Here is a 14,995-nt window from a genome sequence, read left to right on the forward strand (position 1 = left end):
TGGCGCGCGTCGTAGTTGAAGTAGGTCAGCCGCTTGTTGAGGAACACCGAGCGCACCCGCGAGTTGCGGCCCAGCGCCTGCACCTGCTCGCTGGTGGCCAGCACGGCGGCCATCGGCAGCGACCGGAAGGTGATGCCGCCCCTGATCCCGACCGCCGTGAGCGCGTCCAGGTCCGCGACGGCCGGCGCGGAGTTGCCGTCGAAGGTGACGATCACTTCGGCGGTGCGCCCGGCCGGCAGGCTGCCGAACGTGCGGGTGAGCTGCGGGTCGATCCTCTGGGCGAACGCGGGGGCCGCTGCCAGGAGGAGGGCCGCTACGGGCGCGAACAGTCGCCGGATCATCGGCAGGTGCATCAGGGGGCTCCACGAGGGGGGGGAACAGTCCTGCGGGACTGTCCCCCTCCAATGCACGTGTGCCGCCAAAACTCCCGATTTAGCTATCTCTCTGACAACAAACAGCTTACGACTTCGATCTCCTGCTGCGGCCTCTGCCGGGCTGCACCAAAAGAGTGAAACTTCTTCACCGTTCTTGAGCAGTATCACTGATTTGTTTCACAACCGATACCCAGAAGGAAATCTCACACAGAGCCACAGAGGGGAACGGAAAGAAGAAGGAAAAGTTGTTCTTTGTGTCTTGCGGTTCCTCTCCGTGTACTCTGTGTGATGCTGTTCTCGAGGTTCGCGGGCGAACGAAAGCGAGGCACGGAGAACGAATCTCCGTGCCTCGCCGATCCGCGCGAGCTGCCGCGGCTTACTTGAAGAACTGCGCGTGGTAGCGCGAGATCGCCACCGCGGCCTCGCTGCGCGTCACCGGCTTGGACGGATCCGCCGTCGGGAAGAAGTACGGCTTGAGCACCGGCGCCGGGTCGAGCGGACCCTGCTCGATCCTCCAGAACACGTTCAGCATTCCGGAGTTGATCGCCGCGTGCACGTGGCCGCGCACCGCCGTGGGAATCGAATTCTGGTCGGCCACCACGTACGTCTGGCCGTTGTAGGCCACCGTCACGTCTCCCGTGTGGGCGAGCGCGGCCGCCTCTCCGCCGATGGCCCGCACCAGGACCCGGGCGAAGTGGCCGCGGCTGATGTCGTTGCCCGGGTTGAACGTGCCTCCCGAGCCCTCCATGACGCCGCCGTAGCGGTACTCCGGGTCGCGAAGCGCCGCGCCGGGGGCCGCCACCGCTTCCGCGAACGGCCGGTCGGTCTCGGCCACGTCGCTGAAGGTGGAGCCGCCGTTGAACGGGAGCGACTGCCGGATCGCCGCGAACTGCGTGAGGCCGCGGGCGAGCTGGATGCGGGTGAGCGGCTGGTCAGGGCAGAACGAGCCCTCCGCGCACAGCCCCATGTAGCCGTTGGTCAGCGCCCACTCGATGGCGCCGCGGTCCGCGCTCCCCTGGATGTCCGCGATCGCCGGCGTCTCGAAGGTGAAGGTGCGCACCTGCTCGCGCACCTTGTCCGGCGCGGCGGCCACGTTCCCCTGCGTGCCCAGCAGGGTGAACATCTTGGTCTCCATCGTCCAGTTGCCCGCGGACGGGTTGGGCACCACCACCACCAGCCGGTTCGTCCCGTAGATGGCGAAGAGCAGGTCGTAGGTGTAGTAGCGGTTCCCCTGCGGGTCGAACACGTCCAGCGTCAGCGAGTTGGCCGCGCTGCCGTACGCCGGAAGGTAGAGCCCGTCGAAGGCGATCTCCACCTCCAGGCGGTCCGCCCCCGGCTCAACCGAGAAGGTGCGCTTGTAGCTCCCCGTGGGCGCCAGCGGGCTGTAGTCGAAGGCGTGGTCACGCAGCACCTTCATCTCCGCGCGCCCAAGCACCTCGTAGCCGTCCAGGATGCGGCCGAACGGGGTGGCCAGGTCGAACGACTTCTGGACGGCGGCGAAGGCGTTGACGTAGCCCGCGCCCACCTCGAAGCCCTTGTACTCCGCCCCCGGAAGCGCGCTCGGCATGTGCGTGGCCGTCGCCTTCAGGATCTGCTTGACCTGCTCGGGGGTGAGCAGCGGGTTCGCCTCCAGCATCAGCGCCACGATGCCGGCCACGTGCGGGCTGGCCATGGAGGTGCCGCCCATCACGGTGTAGAACGGGTCCGTCGAGGTGCTGGCGCTGATGGAGGCGCGCACCGAGAGGATGTCCGTGCCGGGCGCCGTCACCGTGGGCTCGTCGAGCCAGGTTATGACCTCGCCGTTGGCCGCCGTCACCGTCTTGTTGCCCCCCGGGGTGCCCTTGGACGAGCTCGCCGCCAGCGTGCCGGCCTTGGTGCCGTTTGCGGCCGAGATCACCCACGGCGCGCGGGCGTACGGGTTGTGCGAGTTGGGATAGGTGCCGTTCCCCGCCGCGAACACCACCACCACGTTGCGGTCTTCCGACGCGATGCGCGAGGCGACGTTGACCGGATCGTCCGGCTGGAAGGGCCCGTTGGAGCCCCAGGAGTTGTTCATCACCCGGAGGCCGTAGCGCGCCTGGTTGGTCAGCAGGTAGTCGAAGCTGCCGATGGCGTTGAGCACGAAGATGCCCGCGCCCGAACCGTAGCCCACCAGGTTGGCGCCCGGCGCCACGCCCGCGTTCCTGCCGGCCGAGGCCTGGCCGGTGCCGCCGGAGATCCCGGCCACGTGCGTGCCGTGCCCGCTCCCGCCGTTGTCCGTGTTCAGCTGGTTCTCCACCACGATCACGGGACGGAAGCCCGTCTCCGCGCCCACCAGGTCCTTTTGGATGGGGGCCCACACGTTCTGGATGACGTTCTTGCCGAACTGCAGGTCGGGGTGCGTGGCGTCGATGCCGCTGTCGGCGATGTAGACGCCCACGCCCTTGCCCGTGACGGGAAGGCCGCGGTTGAGGCCGGTGAGCGCCGCGCTGGAGCGCACCCGCTCCACGCCCGTCAGGTGGCGCGCCTCGTAGTTGTAGTAGGTCAGCCGCTTGTTGTGGAACACCGAGCGCACCCGCGGGTTGGCGGCCAGCGCGTTCACCTGCGCCAGGGTGGCCGTGGTCCCCACCATCGGCAGCGAGCGGAAGGTGATGCCGTTCGTGATCCCGACGGCGCGCAGCACGTTCAGGTCGCTCAGCGACGGAGCGGTGTTCCCCTTGAAGGTGACGATCACTTCAGCCGTGCCGGCCGACGCCAGCACGGTCCTGAGCGCGGGATCGATGGCCTGCGCGACGGCGTTGGTGGCGCAGAGCAGCGTGGCCGCGACTAGCAGCAGCAACCGGCGTGGTGCTGAACGGAGCATGGCTCCCCAGGGCAAGAGGTGGATCCGGCCGAATGTGTGGCCCGGTGCCCTCCTCCTGAGCACGACCCGGTCCGCGCGTGCTCATATTCGTAATCTATTGCCCCCGTGGCACTTAGCCTCGCCGTCCTCATTGCTGGCTCTCCGCTGCTTCACCATAATGGTGCAGAATGCAGGGCGTCTTCACCATACCGATGCAGACAGAGAAAAAAGCTCACACAGAGAACACGGAGGAAACTGCAAGCCACAGAGAAAGGCTTTGGGCTGTTCTCTCTGTGGCTCTGTGTCTCGGTGGGAGATCTCATACGGAGACGGCGCGGACACCCTCGTGGGCATCCGCGCCGTTGCTCGCTGCTGGGTGGACCTTACTTCCAGCTCACCAGGTCCGCGTCCTCGCCTTCGCCGCCTTCCTTGCCGTCCGCGCCAAAGGAGACCAGGTCGTAGTCGCCGTGCTCGCCGGGGAAGCGGTACTGGTACGGGTTGCCCCACGGGTCGGGCGGGATGTCCTTTTTTGCGTAGGGGCCCTTCCAGGCGCGCGGCTCCGGCGGCGTCGTGGGGCGCGTGCGGAGGGCGGCCAGGCCCTGCTCCGTGGAGGGATAGCGGCCGTTGTCCAGGCGGTAGAGGTCGAGCTGCACGCCGAACTGCTCGATCTGCGTGCGCGCCGCCTGCGTGCGCGATTCGCCCACCCGCCCAAACACCTGCGTGCCGACCACCGCCGCCAGGATGCCGAGCACCACGATGACGACGATGATCTCGATCAGCGTCATGCCGGCCCGGTCCAGGCGCCGCTCGGGGGGATGGGCTCGCTCCATGGTCGTCTCCAGAGGTGCGGGAATCGGGTGCAGCCAAGGTTACGCGGCTCCGCCTGCGCCCGCAAGCGGGAGAAACGTGTTGCACACTCCCGCGCGGTGCCTCAGATTGCGGCGTTCCCCCAATCCTGTTCCCCGGGCCCCCGAGCGCGTGGCCGCTCCCGCCGTTCTCGTCATCGACCCGCTCGCCGCCTCCGGCGACGCCGTGCGCGAGGCCACGCGCGAGGCGCTGGGGGCGGGCGCGCGCGTGCACCCCTGCGCCACCCTTTCCGAGGGGCTGGAGCGGCTCCGCGCCGGCGGTTGGGGCGCCGTCGTCCTCTCGCTCGACTTTCCCGCGGCCGACCTGGCGCTGGTGGAGCGGATGGTGTCCAGCGGCGTGGAGCCGGGCGCCCTGGTGCTGACCGCGTCGCGCCCCACCATGCAGCTCATGGTGGAGGCGTCGCGGCTGGGGGTGCTGGGGGTGCTGGCCGCCCCGCCCAACGTGCGCGAGCTCGCCGCCCTCCTGCGCGAGGTGTCCGACGCCGAGGAAGTGGTCCCCCTGGACGCGGTGGGCGAGGAGGGCGACGGCGACTCCGCGATCGGGGGGAGCCCGTCGATGCTGGAGGTGTTCCGCATGGTTGGGCGCGTGGCGCCGAGCTCCGCCACCGTCCTCATCCTGGGCGAGAGCGGGACCGGGAAGGAGCTGGTGGCGCGCGCCATCCACCGCAACAGCGCGCGGGCCGCGGGGCCGTTCGTGGCCATCAACTGCGCCGCCATCCCCGAGAACCTGCTGGAATCGGAGCTGTTCGGCCACGAAAAGGGCGCCTTCACCGGCGCCATCGCGCGCAAGATCGGCCGCTGGGAGCGCGCGCAGCGGGGGACGCTGCTGCTGGACGAGATCGGCGACATGAGCCTGGCGCTGCAGGCCAAGATCCTGCGCGCCGTGCAGGAGCGCGAGATCGAGCGCGTGGGCGGCGAGGAGCGCATCGCCGTGGACGTGCGCGTGGTGGCCGCCACGCACCGCAACCTGCGCAACGCCATCGCCGAAGGAACGTTCCGCGAGGATCTCTACTTCCGCCTGGCGGTGGTCACGCTGGAGCTGCCGCGCCTCCGCGACCGGGGCCCCGACCTGGACCTCCTCACGCAGCACTTCGTGGCGCGGCACGCGACGCACTACGGGCGGCCCATCCGCGCCATCGCCCGCTCCGTGTTCGAGCGCTTCCACCAGCACGACTGGCCGGGGAACATCCGCGAGCTGCGCAACGTCACCGAACGCGCGGTGCTGATGTCGCACGGCTCGGTGCTGCTGCCGGACCACCTGCCCACCGACCAGCTCAACGCCGCCGCGCCCGCCGAGGCGGACGGCGCCCCGCTGGCCGGCTACTCCCCGGACCTGGACCTGGCCTCGGTGGAGCGCCTGCACATCCGCGAGGTGCTGCGGCGCGTGGGCGGGCACATGGGGCGCGCGTCGGAGGTGCTGGGGGTGCACCGCAACACCCTCACGCGCAAGGTGCGGGAGTACGGGCTGGAGGGATCCGCTTCCCTGGATTAGTGAAGCTGCCCCGTTTTGGTGCAGCGCCTTCCGGGCGCATTTGGCGTCCCGTGGGCGATTCTCCGCGCAAACACTGGAGATTTCCGCGATTCAGGCGTTGCGCGGCGCGGCATGGCACGTGCTAGATGTACTCGCCGGGAACCCCGCTCACTCCGTGAAAGGAACCATCCGTGACCCTTCGACGCTCCCTCAGCGCCGCGTTCGCTTCGTTGGTCCTGCTCGCCGGCTGCTCCGACGTTTCGCCGCTCGCCCCCGCCCCTGACGCCGCCCGCGTGCTCGGTGCCGCGGACGTCACCACGCTGCTTCACTTCAGCTCGCTCCCGGACCTTTCCGGCGCGCGCCACGCGGAGAAGCGGATCAGCGCAGCCCAGGGTGGCTTCGTGGAGCTGAACGGCTTCCGCGTGGACATCCCCGCCGGCGCGCTCCCGGCCGACACGGTGGTGACCATCGACCTCCCCTCCGAGCCGGCGCTGGCCAGGCGCGTGGTGGCGGAGTTCGGTCCGCACGGCATTCAGTTCAACACCCCGGTCACCCTGCGCTTCCCGCTGGCGGGCGTGTCGCTGAACGGCAGCCCCATCGAGGTGGCGCGCTGGGAGAACGGCGGGTGGACCTCCCTCGGCGGCAGCGTCAACGTGCTGGGGACGGTGCTTTCCGGCACTACGCCGCACTTCTCGGCGTACGGCGGCAAGTACGTGATGGCCGGCGGCTGACGGCCGGCCTCTTCCACTCCACAGGTCAAAGTGTCCCGGCCCGCCTCGCAACTGCTGGTGGAGCGCGCGCTCGCGCTCGTTCCACTCGGCGATGAGTTTCTCCCCCTGAGCGACGCCCTCATCGGCGCGTCGCACACGGACCGGGAGAAGCTCTGGGCGCGCTCGGCCGAGTACTCCACGGTGGGGAAGCGGGTGCTGGACGCGGACCGGCTGGCGGCGCTGGTGCCCGCCGTCGTCACCCGCGCGCAGGAGCGGATGGAGCGCCTCTTCGCCCTGGTCATCGAGGCGGTGCGCCTGCAGGGCGAGGGCGACGCGGCCGGCGCCGCGCGCGCGCTGGTGCGCGCCGGCGAGGTGGAGGAGGGGGAGCGCAGGCTGGAGCAGGCGCAGCAGATCTACTCGCTGGCGCTGGAGGTTTCGCGCGACCTGCGGGACAAGGACCCCGAGATCCTGGCGCTGCGCCGCCTGGGGCGCAGCTCGCGCGCGGCGGGGCGGCTGGAGGAGGCGTGGGAGTGGTACCAGCGCAGCCACCGCCTGAGCGTGGCGCAGGGCGACGACACGGGGCAGGCGATCGCCTGCCAGGGCCTGGGCAACGTGTGCGACGGCCGCGGCGAGCGTCCGGAAGCCCGCGCCTGGTACGAGCGCGGGCTGGAGATCGCCCGCAGGCTGAACGACCCGGCCGTGGAGTGGCCGTTCTACACCAACCTGTCCGTGCTGGCGATGCTGGAGGGGAAGCTCCCCCTGGCCGAGCGCCTGCTGGACCGCGCCCGCGAGCGCATCGAAGCCTCCGGTGCCGAGGATCCGCTCCTGTACTGGCTCAACAACCGCGGCCTCCTGCTGGTGGAGTGCGGCGAGGCGCTGGCCGCGGAGGACGTCTTCCGCGAGGCGCTGGCGCGCGGCCCCGGGCCGGACTGGGAGGTGACGCTGCGGGTGAACCTGGGCGGCGCCCTGGTGCCGCAGGACCGCCTCCTGGAAGCGCAGGACGAGGCCCGCCGCGCCGAGGAGATCGCCATCCTCAACCGCTTCGTGCCGGACCTGGTGGACGTGTACCTGCTGCTGGGCTCCGTGGCGCGCGCGCAGCGGGACGAGGAGGGCTTCGTCTTCTACGAGCAGGCGCTGCGGGTGTGCCGCGAGCGGGGCCTGCCGCGCAAGACGGAGGCGGCGATCCTGCACGACTACGGCGTTCTGCACGCGCGCTGCAGCCGCCCCTCTGAGGCCCGCGCCTACCTGGATGCCGCCGGCGAGATCTATCGCGCCCTCGGCTTCGCCCCCGAGCTCGCCCGCCTCGCCGCGGATCTGGAGGAGGTGGGGGCGGGGGATTGAGGGGCTTGGGCCCTGGAGCCCTGGGCCCTGGAGCCCGGGCGAGTGAACTCGCGGCAACAACAGCACAAAGTCCGCCTTCGCGGACTCGGGGTCCGATATCCGTTGTAGGGGCGCGATTCATCGCGCCCACCCTTCGCCCGCCTCGACCGCCGCCACGCGCGCCGATGCCCGTAGGGGCAGCCCCGCGTGGCTGCCCGTGCCTGAACACGCGGCGGCGCGTGTGTAGGGGCGCGATTCATCGAGCCCGCGGCCAGCATCGACAGCAGGGAGACACTACGGGAAAGACGGAGGCACAGAGACAGACTCGTCTCCGTGCCTCCGTTTCCTTATCGCTTCCGGTAGACGAAGGGGAGGCCGATGATGCGCGAGTCGTAGTGCTGCCAGCGGATGACGATGGCCGAGTCGCTCAGCGCCGCCGAGGCGGCGGGGGGTGACCCGTTTCGTTCAATGGTGACCAGCGAGGCCGAGTCGCCCCGAACCACGTACGTGCCGCTGTCCTGGTAGACCTCGGGGCCAAAGCTGTACTGCCTGGTTTCCTGCCGGTGGAACCGTCCGTCGATGAGGAGCGTGATGGAGCCGCTGTTGATGAGGTTACGTTCGCGGCCGAGGGAGACGAGGTAAGGCACTGGCTCTCCATTGATCGACACCAGGTCGTACGTGCCCTCGAAACGAAGGTTCGGATCGACGGGGGTGCGTCCGTCGCAGGCGGCGAGAAAAGCGCAGCACAGCACCGTGGCGAAGAATGGGAGGCGCAGCATGTCTATTCGGGGTTGCGTGTAAGTGGCGCGCGGATACAGATGAATCTGCCTCTCTCGCCAGAACGCTACAACCCGTCGTACAGTGACACGGAGGCACCGGGACGATTCTATCTCGATGCCTGCGTGTTTCCGTGTGAGCCCATCACCGACAGGATCTCGCGCAGAGTGCTCTCGCCACGGTCGCGGGCGTACCAGCGGCGGACGTCGCGGTAGATCTCGGCCAGGGGGCGCAGGCCGGCTTTCTTCTCCCGCAGCACCATCTCCTGCAGCTCCGAAGGGCGCGGACCCCACTGGCCGGCGGGGCGGAAGTCGCGGTCCAGAACCACGGCGAGGGGGATGGAGCGCGCGCCGTTGGTGAGGTGGCGGTCCATCAGTTCGGGGTTCTCGTCGCGCTTCACCACGCGCAGCTCCACGCCCGGCGCGGCCTCAGCCAGCTTCGCGATCACCGGGACGGTGTTGGAAGCGTCGCCGCACCAGTCCTCCGATATGATCAGCAGCTTCCAGCCGTCGCCCAGCGCGGCGGCCTCATCGGCGGCCCAGGCGGGGACCACGGCGCGGCTGTCGACGGCGAGCCACAGGTCGCGGTGCTCGCGCACTTCGTTGCCCAGGTAGTCGGCCCAGGTGAACCCCCTGTCCCAGAACGCCCGGTAGTCCAGGTCGGTCATCTTCATATCCTCCAGTCGGATGGGCGGAGCCGACGTGGCTCCGCGCGCCACCCGGTACACCGGACGGCACCCGAAGGTAGCGGAGGCGTCAAGCGGGGGGGCACTGGCTCCTCTTTTGCACCGAGCCGCACGCTCGCCGCGCAGGGCGGACCTGCGGCCGATTCCGCCTCCTTCAACACAGGATGGTATGATTACCAAGCAAGACCTCGAGAGGCTCATCTCCCGCGAGCCGAGCGGGCGCCCCGTGATCTCGCTCTTCCTCGACATGTCGGTGAACCACAACAACAAGCGCCAATGGGACGTCTTCCTGAGCCAGAAGCGCGCTCAGCTCGAGGAGATCGAACCCGAGCTGATCCAGCGTGAAGGCCCGGCGGTGGACGAGCTGACGGCCCGCATCCGCTCGTGGATCGCGAACGACTTCGACCAGTCGAACCGCGGCGTGGTGATCTACGCCGAAGTGGGCGGCGACTACTTCGAGGCGATGCAGTTTCCCGTCCCTGTGCAGAACCGCATGGTGGTGAACGACCGCCCCCTGGTGGGGCCGCTGGCGCAGGTGCTGGAGAGCTACCACCACTACGGCGTCATCCTGCTGGACCGCGAGCACGTCCGCATCCTGAGCGTGTACCTGGGGTCGCTGCTGGACGAGATCGAGCGCCACGGCGAGCCGCTCCCGGTCAACAGCCACGTCAAGGCCGGCGGCTACTCGCAGTCGCGCATCCAGCGCCGCAAGGCGGAGGAGATGCGGCACTTCTTCAAGGACTTCGCCGCCGAGGTGGAGGAGTTCGTGGACCGCTACCACCCGCAGGATCTGGTGCTGCTGGGGACCGAGGAGAACACGGCCAAGTTCCGCGAGTTCCTCCCCGACTCCATCCTCCAGCGCGTGGTCCACACCGGCAACATGTGGGTGGACGAGCCCGCCGCCGGGGTGATGGAGAAGCTGGAGCCCCTCCTTCGCGCCGACCTCGAGCGCCGCGAGCGCGAGGTGGTGGAGCAGCTCAAGGACCGCGTGGCGCACGACTACCTGGCCACCGCCGGCTTCCAGGGGACGCTGACCGCGCTGCAGGAAGGCAAGGTGGACACGCTCGTCCTCGCCAGCGACCACAGGCAGGACGGGGTGCGTTGCGGCCAGTGCGGCTTCGTCTTCGCGCGCGACCTGAAGACGTGCCCGTACGACGGCTCCTCCACGCTGGAGGGGGTGGACGTGGTGGAGGAGATGGTGCGGATGGCGGAAGGGCAGGGGGTGCAGATCGCCTTCGCCGCCGCCGCCGAGGTGCAGGAGCTCAAGGGCGCCGGTGCGCTGCTCCGCTTCTGAGCCTGCGACGGTGACGGCGGGGCCCGGGGACGAGCGTCTCCGGGCCCCGCACCGCTTGACAACTGCAACAAGACGCTGCTACGTTCGCCACTCACCTCCCCATCCCTTCCGGTTCCGATCCCCCCATGTCCGCAGCCATGCTGGACGAGGCCGGGCGCGAGCGCCTGCGCGCCGAGCTGGAGTCCGTGGGCGGCGTCCGCCGCGCGGTGGTCGACGGCGAATCGTCCCCATCCGTTTACCTGATCTGCGAGCGCGGCGACGGCGGCCCCATCGAGGCGCTGGCCCGCGGCATCCTTGCGCGCCTGGGCTTCGTGGGCGCCGACGTGCAGCTCGCCTTCCTCCCCACCGCCGAGCCGCGGCGCCGCGTCCGCTTCGTGTCCGCCCGCCTCACGCAGCCGCGCCCCGGCCGCGCCATCGCGGAGGTGGAGCTGGAGTGGGCGGGCGAGTCGTTCCGCCAGGAGGTGGAGGGGGAGGGGGGCGCGCCGCTGGAGCTGCGCCTGGCCGCCCTCGCCACCCTGCGCTCGCTGCACGCGATCCTGGGCGGCCGGGTGGAGTTCGAGCTGGTGGGGATCAAGGGCTTCCGCGCCTTTGACGCCGAGGTGGTGGTCGCCGTGCTGCGTGGCGGCACCCCGGACGGCCGCACGCTGATCGGCGCGGCTCTCGCCACCGAGAACCTCTATCACTCCGCCTCCCTGGCCGTGCTCAACGCCACCAACCGCATCCTGGGGAACTATCTGGCGCAGGCGCAGGATTGAGCAACCCCGGCGGTTGAAACCGCTGCAACAATCGCGGGAAGCCTGCCTTCGCAGGCTCCGGGGAGCGGATCGGTGCAGACGGGCGGGCAGCGCGGCCGCATCGCCGGGGGCTGAAGCCCCCGGCTGGAACTACGGGAAGACCGCTGAAGCGGTCTCGGGTGAGGCGGGGTGCGGTGCATGCCCGTGACACGGGCGCGATGAATCGCGCCCCTACGAGGGCATTGCCGCAGCGCACGGAGTTCTCCCCCTCGCCCGCCCTGCGCCCCCGCAGGCGGGGGAGGGGGGCCGGGGGGAGGGGGCCCCTCCTTGCGGCACCAAACTAGGCCCCCTAACCCAACCCTCACCCCTCGTCCTTGCATCAAACCGCGTGGTGCTAAAAATTTAACCCTGGTGGAACCGCGCTGGCCTGTGTCTTGTACGCAGGAGGACAGCTTCACCCGGAGTACCTCCGCGCCGCCGCCAGGGGGGCGCGCACACCCGCCGCGACGAGCGCAGATGGCCCGCGATCCCCGACGTTCCGACGACCCGCGCCGCGCAGCGCGCCTCACCTTCCTGCGCAGCGCCGTGGCCGGGCTGGTCATCCCCGTGCTGGCCGGCGGCTTCATGCTGCAGCGGCAGGCCAACGACGGCGAGCGCCTATTTTACGAGGTGCTCACCCGTATCGCGACGCGCGGGGTGGACTCGATTCCCGAAGACTCGCTGTACGAGAAGGCGGCGCGGGGGCTCCTGCGCAGCATCGGCGATCCGTACGCGGAGCTGTACACGCCGCGCGAGCTGGCGGCCTTCCAGCGCGAAGGGCTCCGCAACGGCTACGGCGGGCTGGGGATGCTGCTGGAGCGCGTCCGCGACACCACCGTCATCACCCGCGTCTACCCCGGCAACCCCGCCGCCGCCGCGGGCGTCCGCGTGGGCGACCGGGTGATCGCCGTCGAGGGGCACCGCGTCATCGGGCTGCCGCTGGACAGCGTGACCTCGCGCGTGCTCGGAGTCCCGGGGACGCCCGTGCGCGTCACCTTCGTGCGCCCGGGCGAGCAGCCCGTGGTGCGCGAGGTGAGGCGCGCCATCGTCCACATCCCCGTGGTGGCGTACGCCACGGTGCTTGAGGGCGGCGTCGGCTACCTGCCGCTGGACCGATTCAGCGAGGCGTCGGCCGAGGAGGTCACGCGCGCCGTGGCGGCGCTGCGGGCAGGCGGGGCGAAGTCGCTGATCCTGGACCTGCGCGGCAACGGCGGCGGGAGCCTGGAGCAGTCGATCCGCATCTCCAACCTCTTCCTGGCGCGCGGGCAGGAGATCCTGCAGGTCCGCTACCGCGACCGCCCCGCGGAGGTGTACCGCGCCGAGGGCGGGCCGCTCGCGTCCGGCGAGCCGATCGTGGTGCTGACCGACGCCGGCTCCGCCTCCGCTTCGGAGATCGTGGCGGGGGCGCTGCAGGACCACGACCGCGCGGTGGTGATCGGCACGCCCTCGTTCGGCAAGGGGCTGGTGCAGGAGCTCTTCCCCCTTCCGGACGGCTACGCGCTGAAGCTGACCACCGCCAAGTGGTTCACGCCGAGCGGGCGCTCCATCCAGCGCGAGCGGCGCGTGTCGGAGACGGGGCGCTTCCTTCCAGACACCCTGCCGCCTTCCGACTCCGCGCTGTCGCGCCTCCCCGAGTTCCGCTCGGACGCGGGGCGGATCGTGCGCGGCGGCGGGGGCATCACCCCCGACCTGGTGGTGCGGCCGGACACGCTGGGCGGCGGCGAGCGGGCGCTGGTGCAGGCGCTCACCGGGCGCGCGTCGGTGATCAACGAGGTGCTGACCGAGCTCAGCCTGCAGTGGGCGCGCGCCGGCGTGCAGCGCGGCTTCACCGTGACGCCGGCGTGGCGCGAGGCCTTCTTCCAGCGCCTGGTCGCGCGTGGCGCGCCGGTGGACCGCGCCGTGTGGAACGCGGGGCTCCCGCTGATCGACCGGCTGATCGCCGATCGCGTGACCTCGCTGGCGCTGGGCGAGGAGGCGTCGTTCCTCCTCACCGTGCCGCGCGACAACCAGCTGCAGGCGGCGCTGCGGGTGCTGCGCGGCGCGCGAACCCAGCAGGAAGCACTCGCCCGCGTCCCCGGCGCCACGGGCGGCGGGCGCTGACGCGGTATCCACCGGGGGCCGGCCGGAGCGGCGCGGCCTCGCCCCACACTCCCTCCAGGAGCAATCGAGTGAAGAGCAGATTCGGAATGGCAGCGGGCGCCGCCCTGGCGCTGGCCGCCGCGCCGGTGCTTGCGCAGGCCCCGCGCGCCGCGCCCGGCGAGGGGCCGGCCCGGCACGCGCCGCGCCCCACCGCCGCCGCCATCACGCGCGACGACGCCATGACGCGCGTCTACGTCCTGGCCGACGACTCGATGATGGGGCGTGACGCCGGCACGCGCGGCAACGTGATGGGGACCGACTACATCGCCGCCGAGGCGCGGCGGATCGGGCTGCGGCCGGCGGGGGAGAACGGCACCTTTTTCCAGACCGTGCCGATGGTGCGCCGCACGGTGGACCCGCAGTCGTCGTTCACGCCGCGGGGAGGCAACCCGCTGAAGCTGTGGGAAGACTTCGCGCCACTGCCACAGGTGGAGGGCTTCTTCGACGTGGGCACCACCCTCGCCGCGCAGGCCGCGCCCGTGGTGTACGGCGGGCGCTGGGGCGACCCGGCCGCGATGACACCCGAGCAGGCGCGCGGGCGCTTCGTCGTTTTCTCGGCTCCGATGTCGCCCAACGGCCGCCCCGACTTCCGCATCTGGATGCAGGGACCGATGACGCGCTACGCAGGCGCCACCGGCATCGCCATCGCCACGATGGACGCGTCGCCGCCGGACTTCATCACCTTCCTGCGCGACGAGCAGCTGGTGCTCGCCGCCGGGCCGCGGCGCCAGAGCGGTCCGCCGGTGATGCTGGTGACCTCCGTCGCGGCGGAGCGGCTCCTCGGCGCGCCCCTCACTTCGCTGCAACCCGGCGCCGCCGCGGCGGGCGGGCGCACCGTGACCGGCGGCTTCCGTCCGCTGGAGCAGCGCACGGCCTTCCCGGCGCGCAACGTGGTGGCGATCCTCCCCGGCAGCGACGCCCGGCTGCGCGGGCAGTACGTGGCCGTCGGCGCGCACAACGACCACGTGGGGATCGCCGAGCACGCGGAGGACCACGACTCGGTGCGCGTCCACGACCGCCTCTTCCGCCGCGGCGGCGCCGAGGACCCGGAGCGTGTGCTGTCGGCGGCGGAGGCCGCGCAGCTGCGCGCGGGGATCGACTCGCTGCGGCGTGTGCGCCCGGCGCGCCGCGACAGCATCTTCAACGGCGCGGACGACGACGCCTCCGGAAGCGCGGCCGTGCTGGAGATCGCGCAGCAGATGGCGGCCCGCCCGCCGCGCCGCTCCGTCCTCTTCGTCTGGCACACGGCGGAGGAGAAGGGCCTGTTCGGCTCGCAGTACTTCACCGAGCACGCCACGGTGCCGCGCGACTCCATCGTGGCGCAGCTGAACATCGACATGATCGGCCGTGGCCGCGCGGACGACGTGGAGCGCGGCGGCGGGCAGGGCTACCTGCAGCTCGTGGGCTCGCGCCGGCTCTCGACGCAGCTCGGCGACCTGGTGGAGGAGGTGAACCGCACCGGCAGCCACGGCTTCACCTTCGACTACTCGATGGACGCCGACAAGCACGAGGCGAACATCTACTGCCGGAGCGACCACTACAGCTACGCCCGCTGGGGCATCCCGGTGACCTTTTTCACCACCGGCGGCCACGCGGACTACCACATGGTGACCGACGAGCCGCAGTACATCGACTTCGACAAGCTCGTCCGCGTGAGCCGCTTCATCGGCTCCGTCGCCGAAGCGGTCGCCAACCGCGACGCGCGCCCCGTGGTCGACAAGCCCAAGCCCGATCCGTACGGCCGCTGCCAGCAGTAGCCGCGGGC

At 70.9% G+C, this 14,995-nt stretch carries 12 protein-coding genes; 7 read left to right on the top strand and 5 right to left on the bottom strand.

The window, feature by feature from the left end; all coding sequences use genetic code 11:
* The 3 genes from VF584_01990 to gspG form a co-directional block, all read right to left on the bottom strand.
* Positions 1 to 353 (bottom strand): hypothetical protein (locus VF584_01990; protein ID HEX8208930.1); only part of this gene is annotated, 353 nt, incomplete at its 3' end.
* Positions 354 to 750: 397 nt separating this feature from the next.
* Entirely contained in the window at positions 751 to 3,192 is a 2,442-nt protein-coding gene (locus VF584_01995) for a S8 family serine peptidase (GenBank protein HEX8208931.1), read from the bottom strand.
* A gap of 386 nt (positions 3,193 to 3,578) precedes the next feature.
* Entirely contained in the window at positions 3,579 to 4,025 is a 447-nt protein-coding gene (gene gspG, locus VF584_02000; GenBank protein ID HEX8208932.1) for a type II secretion system major pseudopilin GspG, read from the bottom strand.
* 148 nt (positions 4,026 to 4,173) lie between these two features.
* Here gspG and VF584_02005 point away from each other — a divergent pair, with 148 nt between their 5' ends.
* From VF584_02005 to VF584_02015, 3 genes are all read left to right on the top strand, one after another.
* Positions 4,174 to 5,553, top strand: coding sequence for a sigma-54 dependent transcriptional regulator (locus VF584_02005; protein HEX8208933.1), 1,380 nt, complete (start codon positions 4,174 to 4,176; stop codon positions 5,551 to 5,553).
* A 170-nt stretch (positions 5,554 to 5,723) separates the two neighbouring features.
* On the top strand, positions 5,724 to 6,263 hold the full coding sequence (locus tag VF584_02010) for a hypothetical protein (protein HEX8208934.1): 540 nt from the start codon (positions 5,724 to 5,726) through the stop codon (positions 6,261 to 6,263).
* A 30-nt stretch (positions 6,264 to 6,293) separates the two neighbouring features.
* The gene (locus VF584_02015) at positions 6,294 to 7,583 is read left to right on the top strand and encodes a tetratricopeptide repeat protein (GenBank protein ID HEX8208935.1); all 1,290 of its coding nucleotides are present in this window, start codon (positions 6,294 to 6,296) and stop codon (positions 7,581 to 7,583) included.
* Positions 7,584 to 7,909: 326 nt separating this feature from the next.
* Here VF584_02015 and VF584_02020 read toward each other — a convergent pair whose 3' ends face one another.
* A complete protein-coding gene (locus VF584_02020) occupies positions 7,910 to 8,341 on the bottom strand; it encodes a hypothetical protein (GenBank protein ID HEX8208936.1) in 432 nt (143 codons plus the stop codon).
* Positions 8,342 to 8,448: 107 nt separating this feature from the next.
* Positions 8,449 to 9,012, bottom strand: coding sequence for a thioredoxin family protein (locus VF584_02025; protein ID HEX8208937.1), 564 nt, complete (start codon positions 9,010 to 9,012; stop codon positions 8,449 to 8,451).
* 181 nt (positions 9,013 to 9,193) lie between these two features.
* Between VF584_02025 and VF584_02030 the strand changes: the two genes are divergently transcribed.
* From VF584_02030 to VF584_02045, 4 genes are all read left to right on the top strand, one after another.
* Positions 9,194 to 10,318: a Vms1/Ankzf1 family peptidyl-tRNA hydrolase gene (locus VF584_02030; GenBank protein ID HEX8208938.1), complete on the top strand. Its 1,125-nt coding sequence runs from the start codon at positions 9,194 to 9,196 to the stop codon at positions 10,316 to 10,318.
* Positions 10,319 to 10,443: 125 nt separating this feature from the next.
* On the top strand, positions 10,444 to 11,073 hold the full coding sequence (locus VF584_02035; GenBank protein HEX8208939.1) for a hypothetical protein: 630 nt from the start codon (positions 10,444 to 10,446) through the stop codon (positions 11,071 to 11,073).
* Between the two features lie 495 nt (positions 11,074 to 11,568).
* A complete protein-coding gene (locus VF584_02040; protein ID HEX8208940.1) occupies positions 11,569 to 13,191 on the top strand; it encodes a S41 family peptidase in 1,623 nt (540 codons plus the stop codon).
* Positions 13,192 to 13,259: 68 nt separating this feature from the next.
* Positions 13,260 to 14,987: a M28 family peptidase gene (locus VF584_02045; protein HEX8208941.1), complete on the top strand. Its 1,728-nt coding sequence runs from the start codon at positions 13,260 to 13,262 to the stop codon at positions 14,985 to 14,987.
* Positions 14,988 to 14,995 lie beyond the last annotated feature (8 nt).

The organism is Longimicrobium sp., from assembly GCA_036389135.1.
Lineage (GTDB): Bacteria > Gemmatimonadota > Gemmatimonadetes > Longimicrobiales > Longimicrobiaceae > Longimicrobium.